The organism is Streptomyces sp. R35 (assembly GCF_041053035.1).
In the GTDB taxonomy this organism is placed as follows: domain Bacteria; phylum Actinomycetota; class Actinomycetes; order Streptomycetales; family Streptomycetaceae; genus Streptomyces; species Streptomyces lutosisoli.
Genome location: NZ_CP163440.1, coordinates 2,052,471 through 2,079,075, shown reverse-complemented (window position 1 = coordinate 2,079,075; position 26,605 = coordinate 2,052,471). Strand labels below are relative to the sequence as shown.

Below are 26,605 nucleotides of genomic sequence, written 5' to 3'. Positions count from 1 at the left end.
CTGAACTGCTAGGCGTCCTGCGTCTGTTCTCGGATCCTCTCCGCGATCTGAGGCGGCATCGGCTCGTGCCGCGCGTAACTGCGGTTGAAGCGGGCGGTGCCGTGCGAGAGGGAGCGCAGATCGACGGCGTACCGTCCGATCTCGATCTCCGGGACCTCGGCCCGTACGAGCGTGCGCCCGGAGCCCGCCTGCTCGGTGCCGACGACCCGGCCGCGCCGCCCGGACAAGTCGCTCATCACGGCGCCCACATAGTCGTCGCCGACCAGGACCGTCACCTCGGCCACCGGCTCCAGCAGATGGATCCTGGCGTCGGCGGCCGCCTCGCGCAGGGCGAGCGCGCCCGCCGTCTGGAACGCGGCGTCGGAGGAGTCCACCGAGTGCGCCTTGCCGTCGAGCAGCGTGATCCGTACGTCGATGAGGGGATAGCCCGCGGCCACGCCCTTGGCGGCCTGGGTGCGCACCCCCTTCTCGACGGACGGGATGAACTGCCGTGGCACGGCGCCGCCGACGACCTTGTCCACGAACTCGATGCCCGAGCCGTTCGGCAGCGGTTCGACCTCGATCTCGCAGATCGCGTACTGGCCGTGCCCGCCCGACTGCTTCACATGGCGGCCGCGCCCGGCGGACTTGCCCGCGAACGTCTCCCGTAGGGAGACCTTGTACGGGATCACGTCGACCTGGACGCCGTAGCGGTTGCGCAGCCGCTCCAGGGCGACGTCCGCGTGGGCCTCGCCCAGGCACCACAGGACGACCTGGTGGGTGTTCTGGTTCTGCTCCAGGCGCATGGTGGGGTCCTCGGCGACCAGCCGGCCGAGGCCCTGCGAGAGCTTGTCCTCGTCGGCCTTGCTGTGCGCCTGGATGGCGAGCGGCAGCAGCGGGTCGGGCATCTGCCACGGCTCCATGAGCAGCGGGTCGTCCTTGGCCGAGAGGGTGTCGCCGGTCTCGGCGCGGTTCAGTTTCGCCACGCACGCCAGGTCGCCCGCGATGCAGTGCGTGAGGGCGCGCTGCTGCTTGCCGAACGGCGCGGACAGAGCGCCGATGCGCTCGTCCACGTCATGGTCCTCGTGGCCGCGGTCGGTCAGCCCGTGTCCCGAGACGTGCACCGTCTCGTCGGGGCGCAGGGTGCCGGAGAAGACGCGGACGAGCGAGACCCGGCCCACGTAGGGGTCGCTGGCCGTCTTCACGACCTCCGCGACCAGCGGCCCGTTCGGGTCGCACACCTTCACCTCGCGCGCCGCGCCGTCCGGTGTGGTCACCGTGGGCGCCTCGCGCTCCAGCGGGGTCGGGAAGCCACCTGTGACGAGCTCCAGGAGCTCGACCGTGCCCAGCCCCTGACGGGCCCCCTCGGCGGCCGGGGCGGCGGCCAGTACCGGGAAGAAGGTCCCGCGTGCCACGGCCCTCTCCAGGTCGTCCACGAGCGTCTTGAGGTCGATCTCCTCCCCGTCGATGTAGCGGTCCATGAGGGTCTCGTCCTCGCTCTCGGCGATGATCCCCTCGATCAGCCGGTTGCGGGCCTCCTCGATGAGCGGCAGCTGGTCGGGCCCCGGCTCCGCCTCCTTGCGCTCCCCGGAGGAGTAGTCGAACAGCCGCTGGGACAGCAGCCCGGTCAGGCCCGTCACGGGCGCGTGTCCATCGGGACCCTCCTCGCCGCGCAGCGGCAGATACAGCGGCAGTACGGCGTCGGGGTCGTCCGCGCCGAAGGCCTCCGCGCAGGTCCGTGTCATCTCCTCGAAGTTGGCCCGGGCGGACTCGAGGTGGGTGATCACGATGGCCCGCGGCATGCCGACGGCCGCGCACTCCTCCCACACCATCCGGGTCGAGCCGTCCACGCCGTCCGAGGCCGAGACGACGAAAAGGGCCGCGTCCGCCGCTCGCAGACCGGCCCGCAGTTCCCCGACGAAGTCGGCGTATCCGGGGGTGTCCAGAATGTTGATCTTGTATCCGTCCCAGTCGACGGGTACCAGGGAGAGCTGCACCGACCGCTGCTGGCGGTGCTCGATCTCGTCGTAGTCGGAGACGGTGCCGCCGTCCTCCACGCGGCCCGCCCGGTTCACCGCTCCCGCTGTCAGCGCGAGAGCTTCCACCAATGTCGTCTTGCCCGATCCGCTGTGGCCGACCAGCACCACATTCCGTACGGACGCGGGGTGGTCGGCCGCTGTAGCCCTGCCGGCGGCTCCGGGGTGTGCGTTCGCCTTGTCGCCCATGGCCTTGCCTCCCGTGCACGGTGAGGTCACTGTGGGCGCGGACATGACGGATCCGCGTGCGGTGCGGCTCCGATGACGCCCGCGGTGTCTTCGAGCTTTGCACTCGCGTCACGGTGCGTCCATACGGCGGACGCGATCGCGCCCCGACACCGGCGGCATCCCCTCGTGACACGGGGGTGCGGGTGCCCGACCGTCGCACAAGCGCGCGCGTGGCTACGATGGGCCAGCCGGTGGCCAGCAGGGGCCGCGCGGCCACACCGACCCTCGGGAAGGCCATGCTGAACAAGTACGCGCGTGCATTCTTCACGCGTGTCCTCACACCGTTCGCCGCGTTTCTCATCCGCCGGGGGGTAAGCCCCGACACGGTCACCCTCCTGGGCACGGCCGGAGTCATGGCGGGCGCGCTGGTCTTCTACCCCCGGGGGGAGTTCTTCTGGGGCACGATCGTCATCACGCTCTTCGTGTTCTCGGACCTGGTCGACGGCAATATGGCGCGCCAGCTCGGCCGCTCCAGCCGTTGGGGCGCGTTCCTGGATTCGACGCTCGACCGGGTCGCCGACGGCGCGATCTTCGGCGGCTTCGCGCTCTGGTACGCGGGCAACGGCGACAACAACGTCCTCTGCGCGGTCTCGATCTTCTGCCTGGCCAGCGGCCAGGTGGTCTCGTACACCAAGGCCCGCGGTGAATCCATCGGCCTTCCGGTCGCAGTCAATGGCCTGGTCGAGCGCGCCGAGCGCCTGGTGATCTCGCTGGTCGCGGCCGGCCTGGCGGGCCTGCACACGTTCGGTGTGCCCGGCATCCAGGTGCTGCTGCCCATCGCGCTGTGGATCGTCGCCGTCGGCAGCCTCGTCACGCTCATCCAGCGCGTCGTCACGGTCCGCAGGGAGTCCGCGGAGGCGGACGCCGCCGCGGCGGCCCAGAACAGTGGGGCCACGCCGTGACCAGCCTCCAGGACAGACTGGTGGACGGGGCGTACGCGCTCGGCTGGAGCACCGTCAAGAAGCTCCCCGAGCCGGTCGCCGTGCGGCTGGGCCGGACGATCGCCGACCTCGCCTGGAAGAAGCGCGGCAAGGGCGTCCAGCGGCTGGAGAGCAACTACGCGCGCGTGCTGCCCGACGCGACTCCGGAGCGGCTCGCCGAGCTCTCCAAGGCGGGAATGCGCTCATATCTGCGCTACTGGATGGAGTCCTTCCGGCTCCCCGCCTGGAGCGCGGAGCGCGTGAAGACGGGCTTCGACCCGAAGGACGTGCACTACCTCACCGACGCGCTCGCCTCCGACAGGGGCGTGATCCTGGCCCTCCCGCACATGGGCAACTGGGATCTCGCGGGCGCCTGGGTCACCACGAAGCTGGAGACCCCGTTCACGACGGTCGCCGAGCGGCTCAAGCCCGAATCGCTGTACGACCGTTTCGTCGCCTACCGCGAGGGCCTCGGCATGGAGGTCCTGCCGCACAGCGGCGGCACCGCCTTCGGCACACTGGCCCGGCGGCTGCGCGACGGCGGACTGATCTGCCTGGTCGCCGAGCGCGATCTGTCCGCGTCCGGCGTCGAGGTGAAGTTCTTCGGGGAGGCGACCCGGATGCCCGCGGGTCCGGCTCTGCTGGCCCAGCAGACGGGAGCCATCCTGCTTCCGGTGACACTCTGGTACGACGACTCGCCCGTGATGAAGGGCCGCCTGCATCCCCCCGTCGAGGTCCCCGAGACAGGTACCCGGGCCGACAAGACGTCTGTCATGACACAGGCGCTGGCCGACGCCTTCGCCACGGGGATCGCCGACCATCCGGAGGACTGGCACATGCTGCAGCGCTTGTGGCTGAAGGACCTCGACCCAGAGAAGGATCCCGGGAGCACCGGGAGCACCGGGAGCACCGGGAGCACCGGGAGCACCGGAAACACCGAGAAGGATCCCGAGAAGGGGACCCCGTGAGGATCGGCATCGTCTGCCCGTACTCCTGGGACGTGCCGGGCGGCGTCCAGTTCCACATCCGCGACCTGGCCGAACACCTCATCCGACTCGGGCACGAGGTCTCCGTCCTCGCCCCCGCGGACGACGAGACACCCCTGCCGCCGTACGTCGTCTCGGCCGGCCGCGCCGTCCCGGTGCCGTACAACGGCTCCGTGGCGCGCCTGAACTTCGGCTTCCTCTCGGCGGCCCGGGTGCGGCGCTGGCTGCACGACGGCACCTTCGACGTGATCCACATCCATGAGCCGGCCTCGCCGTCGCTCGGACTGCTGGCCTGCTGGGCCGCGCAGGGCCCCATCGTGGCCACCTTCCACACCTCGAACCCGCGCTCCCGCGCGATGGTCGCCGCGTACTCGATCCTCCAGGCGGCCCTGGAGAAGATCAGCGCGCGGATCGCGGTGAGCGAGTACGCGCGCCGCACCCTCGTCGAGCACCTGGGCGGCGACGCCGTCGTCATCCCGAACGGTGTCGACGTCGACTTCTTCGCCCGGGCCAAGCCCAAGTCCGAGTGGCAGGGCGACACCCTCGGCTTCATCGGCCGCATCGACGAGCCCCGCAAGGGCCTGCCGGTGCTCATGAAGGCACTCCCCGAGATCCTCGCCGAGCGCCCGGGGACCCGGCTGCTGGTCGCCGGGCGCGGTGACGAGGAGGAGGCGGTCGAGTCGCTGCCCGCCGAGATGCGCTCGCGCGTCGAGTTCCTCGGCATGATCAGCGACGAGGACAAGGCCCGCTTCCTGCGCAGCGTCGACGTGTACGTGGCGCCCAACACCGGCGGCGAGAGCTTCGGGATAATCCTCGTGGAGGCGATGTCGGCGGGAGCGCCCGTGCTTGCTTCCGACCTCGACGCGTTCGCCCAGGTGCTCGACCAGGGCGCGGCGGGCGAGCTGTTCGCCAACGAGGACGCGGACGCGCTGGCCGCCGCCGCGCTGCGACTCCTGGGCGATCCGGCGCGCCGGGCCGAACTGCGCGAGCGGGGGAGTGCCCATGTGCGGCGCTTCGACTGGTCGACGGTCGGCGCGGACATCCTGTCCGTGTACGAGACGGTGACGGACGGAGCGGCGGCGGTCGCCGCCGACGAACGGACCGGGCTGCGGGCGCGGTTCGGGCTGGCCCGGGACTGAACATGCCGGACACCTCGGGTGGGGGAGCGTCGTGCTGCGCACCCGCGCGCGGGGAGGCCAGTTCACTTTTCCAACTCGCTGCACCCGGCCCACGGAGGGGCGAGCGTCGCGCGCACGATGCCGCGGCCCTCACTTTGCCGGGCGGCGAGTTCCGCAGGGGCGACGCCTTCGACGAGGGGTATCCGGACGACGCCGAGGGACCCGTCCGTACGGTGACCGTGGCACCGTTCCGGATCGACGCGACCGCCGTCTCCAACGCCCGGTTCGCCGACTTCGTGCGGGAGACCGGGTACCGGACGGAGGCGGAGCGGTACGGCAGCTCGTTCGTGTTCCACCTGCTGCTGCACCCCGGTGCGCGGGACGCCGTGCTGGGGGCCGTCGCCGCGGCACCCTGGTGGCTGGGCGTCGAGGGCGCCTCCTGGAGTGCGCCCGAGGGACCCGGCTCGGATCTCGAAGGCCGCTCGGACCACCCCGTCGTGCATGTTTCGTACCACGACGCGCTCGCGTACTGCTCCTGGGCGGGCGCCCGGCTGCCCACCGAGGACGAGTGGGAGTACGCGGCCCGCGGCGGCCTCGAAGGGTGCCGCTATCCCTGGGGCGACGAGTTCGCGCCGGGCGGCCGGGAGCGGATGAACACCTGGCAGGGGGAGTTCCCCCGGGTCAGCGGGCGTCCGGGCGGCGCGACCGGGACCGTGCCCGTCGACGCGTACGAGCCCAACGGCTTCGGGCTGCACAACACGTCGGGCAACGTGTGGGAGTGGTGCGCGGACCTCTTCTCCGAACAGGACGCGGACCAGCGCGTCATCCGGGGCGGCTCCTACCTCTGCCACGCTTCGTACTGCAACCGCTACCGGGTCGCCGCCCGCTCCAAGAACACGCCCGACTCCTCGACCGGGCACGGCGGTTTCCGTTGCGCGTGGGACCTCGAAGAGCGCTGACCGCACCCCGGTAGCCTTGCCGCCCGTGACCGCAACCCTCATCTGGATCCTCGTCGGCCTCGTCGTGATCGGCCTCTACCTGAGCTGGACCGCCGGGCGGCTGGACCGGCTGCATGCCCGCATCGACGCCGCCCGCGCCGCCCTCGACGCGCAGTTGCTGCGCCGTGCCTCCGTGGCACAGGAGTTGGCCACGTCGGGCGTTCTCGATCCGGCCGCCTCGATCGTGCTGTACGAGGCCGCGCACGCGGCCCGGCAGGCCGAGGAGGAGCAGCGGGAGGTGGCCGAGAGCGAGTTGAGCCAGGCGCTCAGGGCCGTGTTCGGGGAGGTGCAGCAGGTGGAGGCGGTGCGGGCTGTTCCGGGCGGGGAGGCAGCGGCGAGTGAGCTGGCGCAGGCGGTGCGGCGGGTGCCGATGGCTCGGCGCTTCCACAATGACTCCGTGCGCGCCGCGCGTGCGCTCCGCCGCCACCGCAAGGTCCGCTGGTTCCGCCTCGCCGGCCACGCCCCGTTCCCCATGGCCTTCGAAATGGACGACGAGCCCCCGGTAGCCCTGGCAGACCGCCCCACCAGCTGACCTGCGATTTTCGGTTGTGTGTCGGCTGCGGGTGGGTGGGCCGTTCGCGCAGTTCCCCGCGCCCCTTCAGGGGCGCGGGGAACTGCGCAATCTTTTAGCGGGGGTCTGGGGGCGCAGCCCCCAGGGACGGGACGGGTAGGGGCGGCGAGGGCGAAAAAAATCCACCGGCTCCCCATTGGCCCTTGTAGTGGACTGGTCCCCTCGCGTTTCCTCGGTCAAGCAGAAATCCTCTTTCACCGAGTGAGGTCAACCCGTGTCCAGCACGCTCTCCAACTCCGCCCAGCCCGCTGAAAACACCGCGATCGGCACCGCCCGCGTAAAGCGCGGCATGGCCGAGCAGCTCAAGGGCGGCGTGATCATGGACGTGGTCAACGCCGAGCAGGCGAAGATCGCCGAGGACGCCGGCGCCGTGGCCGTCATGGCCCTGGAGCGGGTCCCCGCCGACATCCGCAAGGACGGCGGCGTGGCCCGCATGTCGGACCCGACCATGATCGAGGAGATCATCGACGCGGTCTCGATCCCGGTCATGGCCAAGTCGCGTATCGGCCACTTCGTCGAGGCCCAGGTCCTCCAGTCCCTCGGCGTCGACTACATCGACGAGTCCGAGGTCCTCACCCCCGCCGACGAGGTCAACCACTCCGACAAGTGGGCGTTCACGACCCCCTTCGTCTGCGGCGCCACCAACCTCGGTGAGGCCCTGCGCCGCATCGCCGAGGGCGCGGCCATGATCCGCTCCAAGGGCGAGGCCGGCACCGGCAACGTCGTCGAGGCCGTCCGCCACCTGCGCCAGATCAAGAACGAGATCGCCAAGCTGCGCGGCTTCGACAACAACGAGCTGTACGCCGCCGCCAAGGAGCTCCGCGCCCCGTACGAGATCGTCAAGGAGGTCGCCGAGCTCGGCAAGCTGCCGGTCGTGCTGTTCTCCGCCGGTGGCGTCGCCACCCCGGCCGACGCCGCGCTGATGCGCCAGCTCGGCGCCGAGGGCGTCTTCGTCGGCTCCGGCATCTTCAAGTCCGGCGACCCGGCCAAGCGCGCCGCCGCCATCGTGAAGGCGACCACCTTCTACGACGACCCCAAGATCATCGCGGACGCGTCCCGCAACCTGGGCGAGGCCATGGTCGGCATCAACTGCGACACCCTCCCCGAGGCCGAGCGCTACGCCAACCGCGGCTGGTAAGGCACACCACTCATGAACACCCCCGTCATAGGCGTCCTGGCCCTCCAGGGCGACGTACGGGAGCATCTCATCGCCCTGGCCGCGGCTGACGCCGTGGCCAGGCCGGTGCGGCGCCCCGAGGAGCTCGCCGAGGTGGATGGCCTGGTCATCCCCGGCGGTGAGTCCACCACCATCTCCAAGCTGGCCGTCCTCTTCGGAGTGATGGAACCCCTCCGCGCGCGCGTGCGGGCCGGAATGCCCGTCTACGGCACCTGCGCCGGCCTGATCATGCTCGCCGACAAGATCCTCGACCCGCGCTCGGGCCAGGAGACGATCGGCGGTATCGACATGATCGTGCGCCGCAACGCCTTCGGACGGCAGAACGAGTCGTTCGAAGCGGCTGTCGACGTCCGGGGCATCGCGGGCGATCCTGTAGAGGGCGTCTTCATCCGCGCCCCCTGGGTCGAGTCCGTCGGCGCCGAGACCGAGGTGCTCGCCGAGCACGACGGCCACATCGTCGCGGTCCGCCAGGGCAACGCGCTCGCCACGTCGTTCCACCCGGAACTGACCGGCGACCACCGCGTGCACGCCCTGTTCGTCGACATGGTGCGCGCGAACCGGACTCCAGAGTCCTTGTAGGATCTCTGGGGTTCGTAAAGAGTTGGGTTACGCGAAGGAGACAGGCAGATGTCCGGCCACTCTAAATGGGCTACGACGAAGCACAAGAAGGCCGTGATCGACGCCAAGCGCGGCAAGCTCTTCGCGAAGATGATCAAGAACATCGAGGTCGCGGCGCGGACGGGTGGCGCTGACCCGGCCGGCAACCCGACGCTGTTCGACGCCATCCAGAAGGCCAAGAAGAGCTCGGTCCCGAACAAGAACATCGACTCCGCGGTCAAGCGTGGCGCCGGTCTCGAGGCCGGTGGCGCCGACTACGAGACGATCATGTACGAGGGTTACGGTCCGAACGGTGTCGCGGTGCTCATCGAGTGCCTCACCGACAACCGCAACCGCGCCGCCTCGGACGTGCGCGTCGCCATGACCCGCAACGGCGGCAACATGGCCGACCCGGGCTCCGTCTCGTACCTGTTCAACCGCAAGGGCGTCGTGATCGTCCCCAAGGGCGAGCTGGCCGAGGACGACGTCCTGGGTGCCGTGCTCGACGCGGGTGCCGAGGAGGTCAACGACCTCGGTGAGTCCTTCGAGGTCATCTCCGAGGCCACCGACCTGGTCGGGGTGCGCACCGCGCTCCAGGAGGCCGGAATCGACTACGACTCCGCCGACGCCAACTTCGTCCCGACCATGCAGGTCGAGCTGGACGAAGAGGGTGCCCGGAAGATCTTCAAGCTGATCGACGCCCTGGAGGACAGCGACGACGTGCAGAACGTCTTCGCCAACTTCGACGTCAGCGACGAGGTCATGGAGAAGGTCGACGCGTAGCGCTGCCGCGAGCTGAACGTGCTCAACGGGCCGACGGGACACACCCCGTCGGCCCGTCGCTTTGTCGGCTGTTGTCAGTGGCACCCGATAGCCTGCACAAACTGGGGGCACCTCCCAGCGGTAGCCGGGGGAGAGATCGAAGGAGGGGGCAGGGTGCGGGTACTGGGTGTCGACCCCGGGCTGACCCGGTGCGGCGTCGGGGTGGTCGAAGGTGTCGCGGGCCGGCCCCTGACCATGCGCGGCGTCGGTGTCGTACGCACGCCCGTGGACGCCGAGTTGGGCCTGCGCCTCGTCGCCATCGAGCAGGGCATCGAGCAGTGGCTCGACGAGTACGCGCCCGAATTCGTCGCCGTGGAGCGGGTGTTCAGCCAGCACAACGTCCGTACGGTGATGGGCACGGCCCAGGCCAGCGCCGTCGCCATGCTCTGCGCTGCCCGCCGCGGCATCCCTGTCGCCCTGCACACCCCGAGCGAGGTCAAGGCCGCCGTCACCGGCAACGGACGCGCGGACAAGGCCCAGGTCGGCGCGATGGTCACCCGCCTGCTCCGCCTCGACGCGCCCCCCAAGCCCGCCGACGCCGCCGACGCCCTCGCCCTCGCCATCTGCCACATCTGGCGCGCCCCCGCCCAGAACCGGCTCCAGCAGGCAGCCGCCCAGAACCGCCTTCAGCAGGCCGCTGCTCAGAACCGGTTCCAGCAGGCCGCCGCCGAGAACAGACTCCAGCAGGCAGCCGCGCGGACCGGGCTCCCGCAGGCCGCCGCCCCGCCCGCATCGAATAACGCCTCGCACCACGCTTCGAAAGGCCGTACCGCATGATCGCCTTCGTCAGCGGCCCGGTCGCCGCCCTCGCCCCCGACTCCGCGGTCGTCGAGGTCGGCGGTATCGGTATCGCCGTCCAGTGCTCGCCGAACACCCTCTCCGGGCTGCGTATGGGACAGCAGACCAAGCTCGCCACCTCCCTCGTCGTACGCGAGGACTCGCTGACCCTCTACGGCTTCGCGGACGACGACGAGCGGCAGACCTTCGAGCTACTGCAGACCGCGAGCGGTGTCGGCCCGCGCCTCGCCCAGGCCATGCTCGCCACGCACACGCCCGACGGCCTGCGCCGCGCGATCTCCACGGGTGACGAGAAGGCGCTCACCGCCGTCCCCGGCATCGGCAAGAGAGGCGCCCAGAAGCTCCTCCTGGAGCTCAAGGACCGTCTCGGCGCACCCCTCGGCACCGGCGGCCCGGCCATCGGAAGCGCGGTCACCACCGGGTGGCGCGACCAGCTGCACGCCGCGCTCATCGGCCTCGGGTATGCCACCCGCGAGGCCGAGGAGGCGGTCTCCGCGGTCGCCCCGCAGGCCGAGGCCGCCGAGGGCACACCCCAGGTGGGCCAGCTGCTGAAGGCCGCCCTGCAGACCCTGAACCGCGCCCGCTGAACCACTGGCCCTCTCCTCCGGGCCGCTGAACCGCGCCCGCAGCCGAACCACCGGCCGCCCGACCACCACACCGCGAGGCACACGCAATGAACTGGGACGACACGACCGACGAGGCCGCCGCGGAGCGGCTGGTGGGCTCTGTCGCCGACCGTGAGGACCAGGCCGTCGAGGCCGCTCTGCGTCCCAAGGACCTGGACGAGTTCATCGGCCAGGAGAAGGTCCGCGAGCAGCTCGACCTCGTCCTGCGTGCCGCACGCGCGCGTGGCGCCACCGCCGACCATGTGCTTCTCTCGGGTGCTCCCGGACTCGGCAAGACCACCCTCTCGATGATCATCGCGGCCGAGATGGGCGCCCCGATCCGCATCACCAGCGGCCCCGCCATCCAGCACGCCGGGGACCTCGCCGCGATCCTCTCCTCCCTCCAGGAGGGCGAGGTGCTGTTCCTCGACGAGATCCACCGCATGTCCCGGCCCGCCGAGGAGATGCTCTACATGGCGATGGAGGACTTCCGCGTCGACGTCATCGTCGGCAAGGGCCCCGGCGCCACCGCCATCCCCCTCGAACTGCCGCCGTTCACCCTGGTCGGCGCCACGACACGCGCGGGACTGCTGCCGCCCCCGCTGCGCGACCGCTTCGGCTTCACCGCGCACATGGAGTTCTACGAGCCCGCCGAGCTGGAGCGCGTCATCCACCGCTCGGCCAACCTGCTCGACGTCGAAATCGGCTCCGAAGGCGCCGCAGAGATCGCGGGGCGCTCCCGCGGCACGCCCCGTATCGCCAACCGCCTGCTGCGCCGCGTACGCGACTACGCCCAGGTCAAGGCCGACGGCATCATCACCCGCGACATCGCGGCAGCCGCGCTGAAGGTCTACGAGGTCGACGCCCGGGGCCTCGACCGCCTCGACCGCGGTGTCCTCGAAGCCCTGCTCAAGCTCTTCGGCGGCGGCCCGGTCGGCCTGTCCACGCTCGCCGTCGCCGTGGGGGAGGAGCGCGAGACCGTCGAGGAGGTCGCCGAGCCCTTCCTCGTACGGGAGGGACTGCTCGCTCGTACTCCCCGTGGACGGGTGGCCACACCGGCGGCATGGGCGCATCTGGGCCTCACCCCGCCCGGCAGGCCGACTGGTGGAAACGGACAACAGGACCTGTTCGGGGCGTGACGACGGGGGTCCCCCCGCTCTGGGAGCACCTCCCAGGCCCTTGAGGCACTGGGGGAGAAGCCGAGAGTGGGCGAGGGTACGTGCGGGTCAGGAACCCCGGTGCCATGCTGAGCGTTGTTCCATGAGTGCGGACTCGCTTAGACTCCGCCGATGCCGCGCTTGTCGGCGGCATACATACCCCCATCCAGCAGGCCGCTCACCATCTGCGGTCGAAGAAGGAAGTTCCGACCCGTGAGTCTCGTGACCCTCCTCCCGTTCATCGTGCTCATCGGGGCCATGTTCCTGATGACCCGCTCGGCCAAGCGCAAGCAGTCGCAGGCCGCGCAGATGCGTAATGAAATGCAGCCCGGCACCGGCGTCCGCACGATCGGGGGCATGTACGCGACGGTGAAGGAGGTCAACGAAGAGACGGTCCTCCTTGACGCGGCACCGGGCGTCGACCTCGTCTTCGCCAAGAACTCGATCGGCGCCGTCCTGTCCGACGACGAGTACAACCGCATCGTCCACGGCATCGAGCACGACCTGAAGACCGACGCCGCCGTCGTCCCCGACGACGCCTCCTCCCTCACCGAGACCGACGAGCCCGCCGCCGACGCCTCTTCCGACGCCTCCGACGACAAGCCCATCGACCTCGGCAAGAAGGACGCGGCGGACGAGCCGGCCGACGAGCCCGCCGAGGCGAAGGCCGACGAGGCCGGCGAAGCAGAGCCGAAGAAGACCGACGACGGCGAGCCCGACGCGAAGTAGTCACGCCCCGGGAGCGCGGCGCGACCCGCTCGCGCCCCGCGCTTTCCGGGACGTGCTGTTCTCGCACGGAGTCCCGACACCATGTCATGGCCGCCCGCGCGCTGACCCGGCGCAAGGCGGCCCGAGAGGGAGTACGAGAAGGTGGCAGCACCGAAGAAGGGCCGGAGCGCGAGCGCCCAGAGCAGGCCGGGGCGCTCGCTGGCCCTCATCCTGATCGCCATCGCGGCGCTCACCGGGGGGATGTTCGTCTCCGGGCACCCCACCCCGCGTCTCGGCATCGACCTCGCCGGCGGCACGAGCATCACGCTTGAGGCGAAGAACGAGCCGGGCCAGCCCAACGCGATCAACAAGACCAACATGAACACCGCGGTCGACATCATGAACCGCCGTGTCAACGGTCTCGGCGTGTCCGAGGCGGAGGTGCAGACCCAGGGCGACAAGAACATCATCGTCAACATCCCCAAGGGCACGAACTCCGAGCAGGCCCGGAAGCAGGTCGGCACCACCGCCAAGCTCTACTTCCGTCCGGTCCTGGCCACCGAGGCCTCCGGCTCCGCCGCGTCGGCCAGCCCGTCGCCGAGCGCGTCCGGCAGCGCCTCCAGCAGCCCGTCCAGCAGTGCCTCCACGAAGGCCACGGACAAGGCCACCTCGTCGAGCTCCGCGACCCCCTCGGCCACCGCCACCTCCCAGGGCCGTGCGGTCACCGACGCCCTGAAGGCCGACTCCACGCCGTCCGCGAGCAGCTCGGCCTCGGCGACTTCCTCGGCCTCCGCCAGCGCCTCGCCGTCCGCGAGCGCCAGCGTCGACGCCGCGACCGCCAAGCTCCAGGCCGAGTACGCCGCGCTCGACTGCACCGACAAGGCGGCCCGCGCCAAGGCCGGTGACGGCGCCAAGCCCACCGACCCGACCGTGGCCTGCGGTGAGAACGACGGCGTCTGGTACAAGTACGTGCTCGGCCCCGCCGCCGTCTCGGGTACCGACATCAAGAAGGCCGCGGCCGTCCTCGACACCACGAGCGGTGCCGGCTGGAAGGTCACGATGGACTTCACGTCCAGCGGGTCCAAGAAGTTCGCCACCATCACGGGCCAGCTCGCGAAGAACACCACTCCGCAGAACCAGTTCGGCATCGTCCTCGACGGTGAAGTCGTCTCCGCCCCGTCCGTCACCCAGTCGCTCAGCGGCAGTGTCGAGATCACCGGCAGCTTCACGCAGACCGAGGCGCAGGACCTGGCGAACATGCTGAAGTACGGCGCCCTGCCGCTCACCTTCAAGGAGGCGAGCGTCACCACGGTGACCGCCGCCCTCGGTGGTGAGCAGCTGCACGCCGGTCTGATCGCCGGCGCGATCGGCCTGGGCCTGGTCATCATCTACCTGGTGGTCTACTACCGGGGCCTGTCGGTCATCGCCATCGCCTCCCTGCTGGTCTCCGCCGCCCTCACGTACGTGCTCATGGCCCTGCTCGGCCCGGCCATCGGGTTCGCGCTGAACCTGCCGGCCGTCTGTGGCGCCATCGTCGCGATCGGTATCACGGCGGACTCGTTCATCGTGTTCTTCGAACGCATCCGGGACGAGATCCGCGAGGGCCGCACGCTGCGGCCCGCCGTCGAGCGCGCCTGGCCGCGCGCCCGGCGCACCATCCTGGTCTCCGACTTCGTGTCGTTCCTCGCCGCCGCGGTGCTCTTCATCGTCACCGTCGGCAAGGTCCAGGGCTTCGCGTTCACGCTCGGCCTGACCACCGTGCTCGACGTGGTCGTCGTGTTCTTCTTCACCAAGCCGCTGATGACGATCCTCGCCCGCAAGAAGTTCTTCGCGAGCGGTCACAGCTGGTCCGGCCTCGACCCGAAGCGACTGGGCGCCAAGCCGCCGCTGCGCCGCACCCGTCGCGCGTCCGCCCCCGTCGACACGAAGGAGGCGTGAGATGTCGAAACTCGGCACCCTCGGCGCCCGGCTCCACCGCGGTGAGATCGGCTACGACTTCGTCGGCAAGCGCAAGATCTGGTACGGCATCTCGATCCTGATCACCATCACGGCCATCCTCGGCCTGACGGTGCGGGGCCTGAACATGGGCATCGAGTTCCAGGGCGGCGCCGTCTTCACCACCGGCAAGTCCAGTGTCTCGGTGGCGCAGGCGGAGACGTACGCGGAAGGCTCCTCCGGCCACGACGCGGTCGTCCAGAAGCTCGGCAACGGCACTCTGCGCATCCAGATCGCCGGCATCGACACCGACAAGTCCGACCAGATCAAGACCGAGCTGGCCAAGGACCTGAAGGTCGACCCGGAGACGATCAACGCCGACCTGGTCGGCCCCAGCTGGGGTGACCAGATCGCCAACAAGGCCTGGGAGGGCCTGGCGATCTTCATGGTCCTCGTCGTGATCTACCTGGCCATCGCCTTCGAGTGGCGCATGGCCGCGGCGGCGCTGGTCGCCCTGATCCACGACATCACCATCACGGTCGGCATCTACGCCCTGGTCGGCTTCGAGGTCACCCCGGGCACCGTGATCGGTCTGCTGACGATCCTCGGTTATTCGCTCTACGACACGGTCGTCGTCTTCGACAGCCTCAAGGAGCAGACCAAGGACATCACCAAGCAGACCCGCTGGACCTACAGCGACGTCGCCGACCGCTCGATCAACGGCACCCTGGTCCGCTCCATCAACACCACGGTGGTCGCGCTGCTGCCGGTCGCGGGCCTGCTGTTCATCGGTGGCGGCGTGCTCGGCGCGGGCATGCTCAACGACATCTCCCTGTCGCTGTTCGTCGGCCTCGCGGCCGGTGCGTACTCCTCGATCTTCATCGCCACGCCGCTCGTCGCCGACCTCAAGGAGCGCGAGCCGCAGATGAAGGCGCTGCGCAAGCGCGTCCTCGCCAAGCGGGCCCAGGCCGCCGCCAAGGGCGAGTCCCTGGAGCCCCAGGTCTCCGACGGGCCGCTGGACGACGACGAGCCGGAGGACGCCACCCCGGCGGTCGTCGGCCCGCGCAACCAGCCCGCGTCCCGCGCCCGGGGCCGCGGCCGACCCTCGGGGAAGCGCCGATGACCGAGCTCGCAGACATCTCGACGCTGCTCCTCAGCCGAATCCGCGATGTGGCCGACTACCCGGAGCCGGGCGTGATGTTCAAGGACATCACCCCGCTCCTGGCGGACCCGGGTGCTTTCACGGCGCTCACCGACGCACTGGCGGACATCGCGGTGCGCAACGAGGCGACGAAGATCGTCGGCCTGGAGGCCCGCGGCTTCATCCTCGGCGCCCCGGTCGCCGTCCGCGCCGGGCTCGGCTTCATCCCCGTACGCAAGGCGGGCAAGCTCCCCGGAGCGACCCTGTCGCAGGCCTACGACCTGGAGTACGGCTCCGCCGAGATCGAGGTGCACGCCGAGGACCTGGTCGCGGGTGACCGCATCCTGGTCGTCGACGACGTCCTCGCCACCGGCGGCACCGCCGAGGCCTCGCTCCAGCTCATCCGCCGGGCGGGCGCCGAGGTCGCGGGCGTCGCCGTGCTGATGGAGCTCGGCTTCCTGGGCGGCCGCGGCCGACTGGAGCCGGCCCTGGCGGGCGCCCCCTTGGAGGCGCTCCTCCAGGTCTGAGGACCGGCGCCGAGGCACCCCGGGGAAAGTCCCGGGCAAGGCCACGGAAAGCCCTGAGACACCCGTAGGACACCGCGGAGGCGGGCCCGGAGGAATCCGGCGCCCGCCTCTCGCGTTCCTTCTGTAAGAGGCCGTCCCAACGGCCGAAAGCGAGTCCGACGCCCAGGATCGCTACCATGGGGTCTCCGGAGCCTGACCGGGGGACCCGGAACGCGCACGAGGAGCCCTCTTGCCAGACGAGGCCCAGCCACTCGCCACCGCCAAGCCCGAGCCCGCCTCGGCCCCCGCGGACAAGCCCGCCAAGAACGCCACGAGCGGGCCGGTCGAGCACGCCCAGTCCGCGCCGGACGACAAGGCGGCCGAGCAGCCACGCCCCAAGCCGGCCCCCGCCGAGCGTCCCGCGAGCACCCCGGCGATCCGCCCCGCGGCAGGCCAGCCCGCCCGCACCGGCGGCGGCTCCTCCAACCGCGTCCGCGCCCGGCTCGCCCGTCTCGGCGTGCAGCGCTCCAACCCGTACAACCCGGTCCTGGAACCGCTGCTGCGGATAGTGCGCAGCAACGACCCCAAGATCGAGACCGCCACGCTCCGCCAGGTCGAGAAGGCCTACCAGGTCGCCGAGCGCTGGCACCGCGGCCAGAAGCGCAAGAGCGGCGACCCGTACATCACCCACCCGCTCGCCGTGACCACCATCCTGGCCGAGCTGGGCATGGACCCGGCCACGCTGATGGCGGGCCTGCTGCACGACACCGTCGAGGACACCGAGTACGGCCTCGACACCCTCCGCAAGGACTTCGGCGATCAGGTCGCCCTCCTCGTCGACGGCGTCACCAAGCTCGACAAGGTCAAGTTCGGCGAGGCCGCGCAGGCCGAGACCGTGCGCAAGATGGTCGTCGCCATGGCCAAGGACCCGCGCGTCCTGGTCATCAAGCTCGCCGACCGCCTGCACAACATGCGCACCATGCGCTACCTCAAGCGCGAGAAGCAGGAGAAGAAGGCGCGCGAGACCCTCGAGATCTACGCGCCGCTCGCCCACCGCCTGGGCATGAACACCATCAAGTGGGAGCTGGAGGACCTCGCCTTCGCGATCCTCTACCCCAAGATGTACGACGAGATCGTGCGCCTGGTCGCCGAGCGCGCCCCCAAGCGCGACGAGTACCTCGCCATAGTGACCGACGAGGTCCAGTCCGACCTGCGCGCCGCCCGCATCAAGGCGACCGTCACCGGCCGCCCGAAGCACTACTACTCCGTCTACCAGAAGATGATCGTCCGCGGGCGTGACTTCGCGGAGATCTACGACCTGGTGGGCATCCGTGTCCTCGTGGACACCGTACGAGACTGCTACGCGGCCCTCGGCACCGTGCACGCGCGATGGAACCCGGTCCCCGGCCGGTTCAAGGACTACATCGCGATGCCCAAGTTCAACATGTACCAGTCGCTGCACACGACGGTCATCGGCCCCAACGGCAAGCCCGTCGAACTCCAGATCCGTACGTTCGACATGCACCGCCGCGCCGAGTACGGCATCGCCGCGCACTGGAAGTACAAGCAGGAGCCCTCCGCCGGCGCCTCCAAGGTGCGTACGGACGCCCCGAGAAGCGCGGGCAAGGACAAGGACGCCGTCAACGACATGGCGTGGCTGCGCCAGTTGCTCGACTGGCAGAAGGAGACCGAGGACCCCAGCGAGTTCCTGGAGTCCCTGCGCTTCGACCTGTCCCGCAACGAGGTCTTCGTCTTCACGCCCAAGGGCGACGTCATAGCGCTCCCGGCGGGCGCGACGCCGGTGGACTTCGCGTACGCGGTCCACACGGAGGTCGGCCACCGCACGATAGGCGCCCGGGTCAACGGACGCCTCGTCCCGCTCGAATCCACCCTGGACAACGGCGACTTGGTGGAGGTCTTCACCTCCAAGGCGGCCGGCGCGGGCCCCTCCCGCGACTGGCTGGGCTTCGTGAAGTCCCCGCGCGCCCGCAACAAGATCCGCGCCTGGTTCTCCAAGGAGCGCCGCGACGAGGCGATCGAGCAGGGCAAGGACGCCATCGCCCGCGCGATGCGCAAACAGAACCTGCCGATCCAGCGCATCCTCACCGGCGACTCCCTGGTCACCCTCGCGCACGAGATGCGCTACCCCGACATCTCGTCCCTGTACGCGGCGATCGGCGAGGGCCATGTCGCCGCGCAGAGCGTCGTACAGAAGCTCGTGCAGGCGCTCGGCGGGGAGGAGGCGGCCACCGAGGAGATCGACGAGGCGGTTCCGCCGTCCCGCACCCGTGGCCGCAAGCGGCGCAGCAACCAGGACCCCGGTGTGGTCGTCAAGGGCGTCGAGGACGTGTGGGTCAAGCTGGCCCGCTGTTGTACGCCCGTCCCCGGCGACCCGATCATCGGCTTCGTCACCCGTGGCAGCGGCGTATCGGTTCACCGAAGCGACTGCGTCAACGTGGACTCGCTGTCCCGCGAGCCCGAGCGCATCCTCGAGGTCGAATGGGCGCCCACCCAGTCCTCGGTCTTCCTGGTCGCCATCCAGGTCGAGGCCCTGGACCGCTCCCGGCTCCTCTCGGACGTCACCCGGGTCCTGTCCGACCAGCACGTCAACATCCTGTCCGCCGCCGTCCAGACCTCCCGTGACCGCGTCGCCACCTCCCGCTTCACCTTCGAGATGGGCGACCCCAAGCACCTGGGGCACGTACTGAAGGCGGTCAGGGGAGTGGAAGGCGTGTACGACGTGTACCGGGTTACGTCAGCCCGCCAGCGGTAGGCGGAGCAAGCGGCGCTTCGGCCGGGAAACTGAGCTTCAGCGCGTGTTCGAGCACGTCGCAGGCCTCCGCGTGGCTGCCCATCTCACGGAGGAGTGCGGCGAGCCGTCGGCACACCGTCAGTACTTCGGGGCCCGCGCGGTTGTGGACGGCGACGAAGGCGGTCTCCAGAACCTCGATCGCCTCCCGTCCGTGATCGAGTTCGGTGAGGATGTCCGCCAGCTCAAGGCGTACGAGGATGTCGTCGCCGCCTTCCGTCGTGCCGGGCTGTCCCAGGATCAGCCGGAGCACGGGCAGGGCGTCGCGCGTCCGGCCGACAGCACGCAGCCTGCGGGCGAGCCGGAGACCGGTGGTGGTGATCGCCGAAGTCACCTGGAGATCGAGGACCGGACCCCCGACGCCTCTGGCCGGGGCACACGCCCTGTTCCGGGCGATCGGCAGCAGACCGGCCTGGTTCTCGAAGGTGCGCTGCGGCAGCGGCTTGTTCTTGGCACGCAGCCGGTCCTCCAGCGTGCGGTAGATGGTCTCGAGATCGATCAGCTCGGGACCGTCGGGGATGCCGCCGCGCAGCAGGTCGAGCAGCTCTCCGGTGAAGGTCGTGTACACCTCCCCCTCGGGCGCGAGCGCGGGCCGGTCACCGGGCGAGGCCGCGAGGACGTAAGTACCCTCGACCTTCGCCTGCGCCGCCAGGTTCTGTACGTCGGCACTCATCGCACGTGCCGCCCGGCCGCTGAAGCAGCAGTCGAGGATGACGATCCTGCGCCGCGCCCGAGACATGCGGACCACGGAACGGAGATGGTTGTACGCGACCGCCGTGTACCCCCGGCCCTCCTGGGAGTCGCGCAGCGCCATGTACAGGTCGGGGTCGTCGGTGTCCCGCAGGCCGTGGCCGCTGTAGTAGACCAGCAGGGTGTCCCGTGCGGTGGCCGCCGCGTTCGCCACCGGGTCGAGGAACTCGGACGGCAGCTGGGGATCCTTGACGACGGTGCAGTTCGCCTCCGGAATACCGCAGATGGTCGGGTCCTGGAGCGTCGTGCACAGACTCTGCAGGTTCGAGGAGACGGGGGGAAGGGGCACCAGGCTCCGGTACTCGCTGCCTCCGATGAGCACGACCCGGGAGGCGGACGGGTCGGGCAGGTCACCGTTCACGGGGCATCACCGCTCCGGTCGGCACCGCTCCGGTCGGCGTGATCCTGCTCTGCCCCCTCCTCGCCCAGAAGTCGCCAGACGGCGGCGAGAGTGTCGTCAGAGGTCTCCGCGGACAGCTCGACGATGATCGAGCCCCGCCTCAGACGCAGCCGGGGGCTGCCCCTGCGCGCATCCAGCCAGGCCGCGATCGAGACGGCGAGACTGCCCGCGCTGAAGCCGGAGGCGAGCGCCAGCTGAAGGATGTCGAACCCCAGGCCCATGTGGTCGGAGCGCGGCGGGCCGGAGGAGTGCAGGGTGCCCGAGCAGGCGCTCATGAGCGTCTCGTCCTCGGCTATCCAGCGGGTCAGCGAGCGCAGGTCGTTCTCCGCGTCGCTGCCCAGGGCAGCGATCTCCAGCTGAAGGGCCATGTCAGGCTCCGAAGGATCGAGGCGGGGCCGGCCACGCCACGGACAGCGTTTCCTCCCCGTATCGGCTGCAGGCATCGCTGATCATCGACAGCCGGTTCAGTGCCTCGGGCGCGGCACCGAGACGGGCCAGGCAGACCGCGGCCCAGAACTGGCTGACGAGGGTGAGGGGGTGCCCCGCGCCGAGCTCGGCGGTGCGGACCTGAATCAGATAGCCGTGCAGCTCCAGCGCGTCGCTGTACTTGCCCCGGCTCACCATCAGCACGGCCTCGCGGTGTTTGCCCTCCATGCCGTCGGTGGACATGCCCTGCCGGATGAGCTGCCGGGTGTCCCGCTGCAGGGTGGCCTCGACGGAGGGCGCCGCGAAGTCCGGCTCGGGAGCGTGGGAGTCGGGCGGATAGCCGGGCGCGGGCGGGATCTGCCCAGCCCACGGTGATGCGCTGCCGGTGGCCAGTTGGGGCTTGGGGAGCCGGTACGACGTCGGTGGTGTTGCGGAGGCTCCCGGCTCGGGTGTCGACCGGGCCCACTGGGCGGCGCTCTGCCGCAGATGCCGGGCGACCACCTCGATCAGGATGTCCTCGGCCCGGTCGGGAGCACCGATGAAGGCAGCCAGATCGGCGGCGTTGACCGGCCTGAGGTGCGGCTCGCGCTCCAGTAGATCGTCCACCGTCGAGACCAGGGCCGCCGGCAGACCCGGCCGACCGCGCAAGGTGGGCGGCGGCTGGTTGACCTTGGCGAACAGGATCCCCAGCGTGGAGCCGTCGCTGACGTACGGCTCGTCCCCGGAGAGCATGCGGTACATGACGCATCCCAGGCCGTAGAGGTCGGCCGCCGGGCCGACCCGCTGTCCCCGCACCGCCTCCGGCGCCATGTACACGGGTGTTCCTACGAGAATGCCGGTCTGGGTCTGCACCGCGGACTCGACGAGGCGGGCGATGCCGAAATCCATCAGGACGACCCGTCCGTCACGGCAGAGGAACACATTGCCGGGCTTGACGTCCCGATGGACGATTCCGACGCCGTGCGCGGCCGCCAGCCCCTCGCACATGCCCGTCGCGACGGCCCGTACGGTCTCCTCGGGCAGAGGGCCGGGAGTGGCGGCCAGGATGCGGCTCAGCGGAACGCCGTCGAGGCACTCCATCACCAGATAAGGCTGACCGTCCTCGACCCCTACGTCGTAGACCGCCACCGCGTTGCGACTGCTGATCCGGGCGGCTGCCCGCGCCTCCTGCAAGAAGCGCTCCGCCGCCACCGGACTCTCCGGCGCGTAGCCCGACAGCAGTTTCACCGCTACCGAGCGGTCGAGGATCGTGTCACGACCCTCGTACACCTCGCCCATACCGCCTCGGCCCAGGCACCGGTCCAGCCGGTACCTGCTTGCCAGAATCCGGAGGTCCCCCATGGATGCCCACCCCGCCGTTCGGCTCTCGGCGTCAATCGTCCCGCCGGTACCTGGGCACGCGCAACCGATTCGGCGAGGGCCGTCGCCGTCGCCGGGGCAAAAGAGCAGTGGTCCCGCTTCTGTGAAGCGGGACCACTGACAAGGGCGGCGTGCGTCAGCCGCCGAACTCCTGCAGACCCTTCAGGGCCTGGTCCAGCAGCGCCTGGCGGCCGTCGAGCTCCTTCTGGAGCTTGTCGGCCCTCGAGGTGTTGCCCGCGGAGCGGGCCGACTCGATCTGGCCCTGGAGCTTGTCCACGGCGGCCTGGAGCTGACCGGTCAGACCCTCGGCACGCGCGCGTGCCTCAGGGTTGGTCCGGCGCCACTCGGTCTCCTCGGACTCCTGGAGAGCCCGCTCCACCGCGTGCATCCGGCCCTCGACCTTCGGGCGGGCGTCGCGCGGCACATGGCCGATGGCCTCCCAGCGCTCGTTGATGGAGCGGAAGGCGGCGCGGGCCGCCTTCAGGTCCTGCACCGGGACGAGCTTCTCGGCCTCCTCGGCCAGCTCCTCCTTGAGCTTCAGGTTCTCCGACTGCTCCGCGTCACGCTCGGCGAACACGGAGCTGCGCGCCGCGAAGAACACGTCCTGGGCGCCGCGGAAGCGGTTCCACAGGTCGTCCTCGTGCTCGCGCTGGGCGCGGCCCGCGGCCTTCCAGTCGGCCATCAGCTCGCGGTAGCGCGCGGCCGTCGGACCCCAGTCGGCCGAGCCGGACAGCGACTCGGCCTCCGCGACCAGCTTCTCCTTGGTCTTGCGGGCCTCCTCGCGCTGCGCGTCCAGCGAGGCGAAGTGCGCCTTGCGGCGCTTGGAGAACGCCGAGCGGGCGTGCGAGAAGCGGTGCCACAGCTCGTCGTCCGACTTGCGGTCGAGCCGAGGCAGCCCCTTCCACGTGTCCACCAGCGCGCGCAGCCGCTCACCGGCCGCCCGCCACTGGTCGCTCTGCGCCAGCTCCTCGGCCTCGACGACCAGCGCCTCCTTGGCGTGCCGTGCCTCGTCGGACTGCTTCGCCCGCTGGACCTTGCGCTCCTCGCGGCGCGCGTCGACCGTCTCGACGAGCTTGTCCAACCGTCCTCGCAGCGCCGCCAGGTCACCGACCGCGTGGTGGGCGTCCACCTGCTCGCGAATATGGTCGATGGCGGTCTGGGCGTCCTTCGCCGACAGGTCGGTGGTCTTCACTCGCTTCTCGAGGAGGCCGATCTCGACAACCAGGCCCTCGTACTTGCGCTCGAAGTAGGCCAGCGCCTCATCAGGAGAGCCGGCCTGCCAGGAACCGACGACCTGCTCGCCGTCGGCCGTACGCACGTACACGGTCCCCGTCTCGTCGACGCGGCCCCACGGGTCGCTGCTCACAGCGCCTCCTCCACATGATGCCTGTGAGGGGCGTCACTGCCCCCTGGCATCGTCCACAGTTTCGTCACGGCCAACATAGGCGACCGGCAGGGCGGCTGTCCGCATCCCGCGCGACCGAAATTGGCTGCTGGCGGTCAGGATTTCGTCACGGTCATCTTGTTGATCACGACGGTCGCGTTGGGGGCGCCGTCGCCCGCGCCCGTGCTCTCTCCGGCCGCTGCGATCTTCGTGAGGACCTTCATGCCGGACTTGGAAATAGTTCCGAACGGTGTGTAATTGGCCGGCAGCTGACTGTCCTGGTACACGAGGAAGAACTGGCTGCCACCGGTGTTGCGGCCCTTCTTCGTCGTGGCGTCGTACGTGTTGGCCATCGCCACCGTCCCCGCCGGGTACACCCCGCCCTTCAGGGTGGTGTCCTTCAGGTTCTCGTCCGGGATCGTGTAGCCGGGAGTGCCGGAGCCGAGGGCCGTCGGGTCACCGCACTGCAGCACGTAGATGCCGTTCGTGGTGAGCCGGTGGCACTTGGTGTGGTCGAAGTAGCCCTTGGCCGCGAGGAAGTTGAACGAGTTCACGGTGTGCGGGGCCGCGGCCGTCTTCAGCGCGATGTCTATGTCACCGCACGTCGTCGCCATCTTCATCGTGTAGTCCGCGGACTTGTCGATGGTGACCGCCGGCTCCTTCTTCCAGCTCAGCGACTTCACCTTGCCCGCCGCGGCCTTCTTGCACGGGTCCGGCGCCTTGGACGCCGAAGGGCTCGGGGAGACCTCCGCGCCCGCGTTGGCCTTCTTGTCGTCGTTCTTGAAGACCCCGGTCGCGTACGACACGACACTGCCGACCACGATGACGCCGAGCACCGAGGCGACGACCGCGTTGCGTGCGTGTGTCTTGCGTCGCGCGGCCGTGCGCCGCTGCTGCTGTCGCAAGAACTTCTCCCGGGCGAGCTGACGTCGCCGCTGTTCCTGGCTGACCACCGGGTTTTCTCCTCATGCGTCTCGTGCGTCAAGTGGGACGCGTGCGTCTTGTGAGCCGACCGCCTGCGTGTGCCCCGTACCGTATATGGGTTCGCTGAGGAATCGGCAGCGCCGGTAGGCTCTGATCCACAGCCACCCACCGCGTACGAGACAACCGCGTACGAAACAACGCGACACAGCGAAGGACGATCGTGCTCATTGCCGGGTTCCCCGCCGGGGCCTGGGGGACCAACTGTTACCTGGTCGCCCCCGCCGCGGGTGAGGAGTGCGTGATCATCGACCCGGGCCATCAGGCCGCCCAGGGAGTCGAGGACGCACTCAAGAAGCATCGGCTCAAGCCCGTCGCGGTCATCCTCACCCATGGTCACATCGACCATGTCGCCTCGGTCGTCCCGGTGTGCGGAGCGCACGACGTACCGGCCTGGATCCACCCCGAGGACCGCTTCATGATGAGCGACCCGGAGAAGGCGCTCGGCCGGTCCATCGGGATGCCGCTGATGGGCGAGCTGACCGTGGGGGAGCCGGACGACGTGAAGACGCTCACCGACGGCGCGAAGCTGGAGCTGGCCGGCCTGGAACTGTCCGTCGCGCACGCGCCCGGCCATACCAGGGGGTCGGTGACCTTCCAGATGCCCGAGACCACGGAGATCCCGTCCGTGTTCTTCTCCGGGGATCTGCTGTTCGCCGGCTCCATCGGACGCACCGACCTGCCCGGCGGCTCCCACGCCGAGATCCTCGACTCGCTGGCCCGCGTGTGCCTGCCGCTCGACGACTCGACCGTGGTGCTGTCCGGCCACGGCCCCCAGACGACCATCGGCCAGGAGCGCGCCACCAACCCGTATCTGCGGCAGGTGGCGGCCGGCCTGGGAGCGGACCCGACCTCCGCTCCTCGACGAGGAATGTGACGAGAGACTTCCGTGAGCACCTTCAAGGCCCCCAAGGGCACGTACGACCTGACTCCGCCGGACAGCGCGAAGTTCCTCGCGGTCCGCGAGGCGATCGCCGCGCCGCTGCGCAACTCCGGCTACGGCTACATCGAGACGCCCGGCTTCGAGAACGTCGAGCTGTTCTCGCGCGGGGTCGGTGAGTCCACCGACATCGTGAGCAAGGAGATGTACGCCTTCGAGACCAAGGGCGGCGACAAGCTGGCCCTGCGCCCCGAGGGCACGGCCTCCGTCCTGCGCGCGGCGCTGGAGGCCAACCTGCACAAGGCGGGCAACCTCCCCGTCAAGCTCTGGTACTCGGGCTCCTACTACCGCTACGAGCGTCCTCAGAAGGGCCGTTACAGGCACTTCTCCCAGGTGGGCGCCGAGGCGATCGGAGCCGAGGACCCGGCGCTGGACGCCGAGTTGATCATCCTGGCGGACCAGGCGTACCGGTCGCTGGGACTGCGCGACTTCCGCATCCTGCTGAACTCGCTCGGCGACAAGGAGTGCCGCCCGGTCTACCGCGCCGCCCTCCAGGACTTCCTGCGGGGCCTGGACCTCGACGAGGAGACCCTCCGCCGCGCGGAGATCAACCCGCTGCGCGTCCTCGACGACAAGCGGGACGACATCCAGAAGAAGCTGGTCGGGGCGCCGCTCCTGCGTGACTACCTCTGCGACGCGTGCAAGGCGTACCACGAGGAGGTGCGCGAGCTGATCACGGCGGCGGGTGTCTCCTTCGAGGACGACCCGAAGCTCGTCCGGGGCCTGGACTACTACACCCGTACGACCTTCGAGTTCATCCACGACGGTCTCGGTTCCCAGTCCGCGGTGGGCGGCGGCGGCCGTTACGACGGCCTCTCCGAGATGATCGGCGGGCCCGCGCTGCCGTCTGTCGGGTGGGCGCTCGGTGTCGACCGTACGGTGCTGGCGCTGGAGGCGGAGGGGGTGGAGCTCGAACTCCCCTCGTCCACCAGTGTGTTCGCGGTGCCGCTCGGGGAGGAGGCTCGGCGCGTGCTCTTCGGGGTGGTCACCGCGCTGCGCAAGGCCGGGGTCGCGGCGGACTTCTCCTACGGGGCGAAGGGGCTCAAGGGCGCGATGAAGAACGCGAACCGGTCGGGGGCGCGGTACACCGTCGTCGCCGGCGAGCGCGATCTTGCCGAGGGCGTCGTGCAGCTCAAGGACATGGAGTCCGGTGAGCAGGTCGCGGTACCGGTCGACGGCATCGTGACCGAGCTGACGTCCCGCCTGGGCTGAGGCCCGAGAGGTTTCGCCCCCGCCGCCCCTACCCGTCCCATCCTTCTGGGGCTCCGCCCCAG

24 protein-coding genes are annotated in these 26,605 nt (G+C 70.2%); 18 read left to right on the top strand and 6 right to left on the bottom strand.

Annotation, left to right across the window (positions count from 1 at the left end; all coding sequences use genetic code 11):
* Positions 1–8: 8 nt before the first annotated feature.
* Positions 9–2,204: an elongation factor G-like protein EF-G2 gene (locus tag AB5J50_RS09805; RefSeq protein WP_369265351.1), complete on the bottom strand. Its 2,196-nt coding sequence runs from the start codon at positions 2,202–2,204 to the stop codon at positions 9–11.
* 218 nt (positions 2,205–2,422) lie between these two features.
* On the opposite strand from AB5J50_RS09805, the gene pgsA reads away from it, so the two are divergent.
* From pgsA to AB5J50_RS09725, 16 genes are all read left to right on the top strand, one after another.
* Complete coding sequence (gene pgsA / locus AB5J50_RS09800; protein WP_327434920.1) at positions 2,423–3,145, top strand: phosphatidylinositol phosphate synthase; 723 nt, start codon at positions 2,423–2,425, stop codon at positions 3,143–3,145.
* Positions 3,142–4,131: a phosphatidylinositol mannoside acyltransferase gene (locus AB5J50_RS09795; RefSeq protein WP_369256751.1), complete on the top strand. Its 990-nt coding sequence runs from the start codon at positions 3,142–3,144 to the stop codon at positions 4,129–4,131. The genes pgsA and AB5J50_RS09795 overlap by 4 nt, the downstream gene beginning before the upstream one ends.
* A complete protein-coding gene (locus tag AB5J50_RS09790) occupies positions 4,128–5,288 on the top strand; it encodes a glycosyltransferase family 4 protein (protein WP_369256750.1) in 1,161 nt (386 codons plus the stop codon). The genes AB5J50_RS09795 and AB5J50_RS09790 overlap by 4 nt, the downstream gene beginning before the upstream one ends.
* Positions 5,289–5,290: 2 nt before the next feature.
* A complete protein-coding gene (locus tag AB5J50_RS09785) occupies positions 5,291–6,226 on the top strand; it encodes a formylglycine-generating enzyme family protein (RefSeq protein ID WP_369256748.1) in 936 nt (311 codons plus the stop codon).
* 25 nt (positions 6,227–6,251) lie between these two features.
* Positions 6,252–6,797, top strand: coding sequence for a hypothetical protein (locus tag AB5J50_RS09780; RefSeq protein WP_369256746.1), 546 nt, complete (start codon positions 6,252–6,254; stop codon positions 6,795–6,797).
* A 253-nt stretch (positions 6,798–7,050) separates the two neighbouring features.
* A complete protein-coding gene (pdxS, locus tag AB5J50_RS09775) occupies positions 7,051–7,974 on the top strand; it encodes a pyridoxal 5'-phosphate synthase lyase subunit PdxS (RefSeq protein ID WP_327427281.1) in 924 nt (307 codons plus the stop codon).
* A 12-nt stretch (positions 7,975–7,986) separates the two neighbouring features.
* A complete protein-coding gene (gene pdxT, locus AB5J50_RS09770) occupies positions 7,987–8,592 on the top strand; it encodes a pyridoxal 5'-phosphate synthase glutaminase subunit PdxT (protein WP_327427280.1) in 606 nt (201 codons plus the stop codon).
* Positions 8,593–8,640: 48 nt separating this feature from the next.
* Positions 8,641–9,393 (top strand): YebC/PmpR family DNA-binding transcriptional regulator, encoded by a 753-nt coding sequence (locus tag AB5J50_RS09765; RefSeq protein ID WP_327427278.1) that lies wholly within the window; start codon positions 8,641–8,643, stop codon positions 9,391–9,393.
* A 153-nt stretch (positions 9,394–9,546) separates the two neighbouring features.
* Positions 9,547–10,209, top strand: a complete 663-nt coding sequence (gene ruvC, locus AB5J50_RS09760; RefSeq protein WP_369256743.1) for a crossover junction endodeoxyribonuclease RuvC — start codon at positions 9,547–9,549, stop codon at positions 10,207–10,209.
* Positions 10,206–10,817, top strand: a complete 612-nt coding sequence (ruvA, locus tag AB5J50_RS09755) for a Holliday junction branch migration protein RuvA (RefSeq protein ID WP_327427277.1) — start codon at positions 10,206–10,208, stop codon at positions 10,815–10,817. The genes ruvC and ruvA overlap by 4 nt, the downstream gene beginning before the upstream one ends.
* An 86-nt stretch (positions 10,818–10,903) precedes the next feature.
* On the top strand, positions 10,904–11,974 hold the full coding sequence (gene ruvB / locus AB5J50_RS09750) for a Holliday junction branch migration DNA helicase RuvB (protein ID WP_327427276.1): 1,071 nt from the start codon (positions 10,904–10,906) through the stop codon (positions 11,972–11,974).
* A gap of 231 nt (positions 11,975–12,205) precedes the next feature.
* A complete protein-coding gene (gene yajC / locus AB5J50_RS09745; RefSeq protein WP_369256741.1) occupies positions 12,206–12,721 on the top strand; it encodes a preprotein translocase subunit YajC in 516 nt (171 codons plus the stop codon).
* 141 nt (positions 12,722–12,862) lie between these two features.
* A complete protein-coding gene (gene secD / locus AB5J50_RS09740; RefSeq protein WP_369256739.1) occupies positions 12,863–14,638 on the top strand; it encodes a protein translocase subunit SecD in 1,776 nt (591 codons plus the stop codon).
* 1 nt (position 14,639) lies between these two features.
* Positions 14,640–15,758, top strand: a complete 1,119-nt coding sequence (gene secF / locus AB5J50_RS09735; protein WP_369256737.1) for a protein translocase subunit SecF — start codon at positions 14,640–14,642, stop codon at positions 15,756–15,758.
* The gene (locus tag AB5J50_RS09730) at positions 15,755–16,303 is read left to right on the top strand and encodes an adenine phosphoribosyltransferase (protein ID WP_327427272.1); all 549 of its coding nucleotides are present in this window, start codon (positions 15,755–15,757) and stop codon (positions 16,301–16,303) included. The genes secF and AB5J50_RS09730 overlap by 4 nt, the downstream gene beginning before the upstream one ends.
* A 229-nt stretch (positions 16,304–16,532) precedes the next feature.
* Positions 16,533–19,055: a RelA/SpoT family protein gene (locus tag AB5J50_RS09725; protein WP_369256735.1), complete on the top strand. Its 2,523-nt coding sequence runs from the start codon at positions 16,533–16,535 to the stop codon at positions 19,053–19,055.
* Here AB5J50_RS09725 and AB5J50_RS09720 read toward each other — a convergent pair.
* The 5 genes from AB5J50_RS09720 to AB5J50_RS09700 all read right to left on the bottom strand — a co-directional run bounded on the left by AB5J50_RS09720 (position 19,033) and on the right by AB5J50_RS09700 (position 24,363).
* The gene (locus tag AB5J50_RS09720) at positions 19,033–20,202 is read right to left on the bottom strand and encodes a caspase family protein (RefSeq protein WP_327427270.1); all 1,170 of its coding nucleotides are present in this window, start codon (positions 20,200–20,202) and stop codon (positions 19,033–19,035) included. The genes AB5J50_RS09725 and AB5J50_RS09720 overlap by 23 nt on opposite strands.
* Entirely contained in the window at positions 20,199–20,609 is a 411-nt protein-coding gene (locus tag AB5J50_RS09715; RefSeq protein ID WP_369256733.1) for a hypothetical protein, read from the bottom strand. Before AB5J50_RS09715 ends, AB5J50_RS09720 begins: the two co-directional genes overlap by 4 nt.
* Position 20,610: 1 nt before the next feature.
* A complete protein-coding gene (locus AB5J50_RS09710; RefSeq protein ID WP_369256731.1) occupies positions 20,611–22,008 on the bottom strand; it encodes a serine/threonine-protein kinase in 1,398 nt (465 codons plus the stop codon).
* 154 nt (positions 22,009–22,162) lie between these two features.
* Entirely contained in the window at positions 22,163–23,392 is a 1,230-nt protein-coding gene (locus tag AB5J50_RS09705) for a DUF349 domain-containing protein (protein WP_369256729.1), read from the bottom strand.
* A gap of 134 nt (positions 23,393–23,526) precedes the next feature.
* Positions 23,527–24,363 (bottom strand): peptidylprolyl isomerase, encoded by an 837-nt coding sequence (locus AB5J50_RS09700; protein ID WP_369256727.1) that lies wholly within the window; start codon positions 24,361–24,363, stop codon positions 23,527–23,529.
* A 191-nt stretch (positions 24,364–24,554) separates the two neighbouring features.
* Between AB5J50_RS09700 and AB5J50_RS09695 the strand changes: the two genes are divergently transcribed.
* Together AB5J50_RS09695 and hisS are read left to right on the top strand one after the other, a co-directional pair.
* Positions 24,555–25,268, top strand: coding sequence for an MBL fold metallo-hydrolase (locus AB5J50_RS09695; protein ID WP_327427265.1), 714 nt, complete (start codon positions 24,555–24,557; stop codon positions 25,266–25,268).
* Between the two features lie 12 nt (positions 25,269–25,280).
* Positions 25,281–26,543, top strand: a complete 1,263-nt coding sequence (gene hisS, locus AB5J50_RS09690; protein WP_369256725.1) for a histidine--tRNA ligase — start codon at positions 25,281–25,283, stop codon at positions 26,541–26,543.
* Positions 26,544–26,605: the final 62 nt, after the last annotated feature.

Excerpts from the sequence above, each read along its gene's own strand:
- pgsA (WP_327434920.1), top strand. The coding sequence starts at position 2,423 with ATGGGCCAGCCGGTGGCCAGCAGGGGCCGCGCGGCCACACCGACCCTC.
- AB5J50_RS09785 (WP_369256748.1), top strand. The coding sequence starts at position 5,291 with ATGCCGGACACCTCGGGTGGGGGAGCGTCGTGCTGCGCACCCGCGCGC.
- AB5J50_RS09730 (WP_327427272.1), top strand. The coding sequence starts at position 15,755 with ATGACCGAGCTCGCAGACATCTCGACGCTGCTCCTCAGCCGAATCCGC.
- ruvA (WP_327427277.1), top strand. The coding sequence starts at position 10,206 with ATGATCGCCTTCGTCAGCGGCCCGGTCGCCGCCCTCGCCCCCGACTCC.
- AB5J50_RS09765 (WP_327427278.1), top strand. The coding sequence starts at position 8,641 with ATGTCCGGCCACTCTAAATGGGCTACGACGAAGCACAAGAAGGCCGTG.
- AB5J50_RS09710 (WP_369256731.1), bottom strand. The coding sequence starts at position 22,008 with ATGGGGGACCTCCGGATTCTGGCAAGCAGGTACCGGCTGGACCGGTGC.
- pdxT (WP_327427280.1), top strand. The coding sequence starts at position 7,987 with ATGAACACCCCCGTCATAGGCGTCCTGGCCCTCCAGGGCGACGTACGG.
- secF (WP_369256737.1), top strand. The coding sequence starts at position 14,640 with ATGTCGAAACTCGGCACCCTCGGCGCCCGGCTCCACCGCGGTGAGATC.
- AB5J50_RS09715 (WP_369256733.1), bottom strand. The coding sequence starts at position 20,609 with ATGGCCCTTCAGCTGGAGATCGCTGCCCTGGGCAGCGACGCGGAGAAC.
- ruvB (WP_327427276.1), top strand. The coding sequence starts at position 10,904 with ATGAACTGGGACGACACGACCGACGAGGCCGCCGCGGAGCGGCTGGTG.
- AB5J50_RS09805 (WP_369265351.1), bottom strand. The coding sequence starts at position 2,204 with ATGGGCGACAAGGCGAACGCACACCCCGGAGCCGCCGGCAGGGCTACA.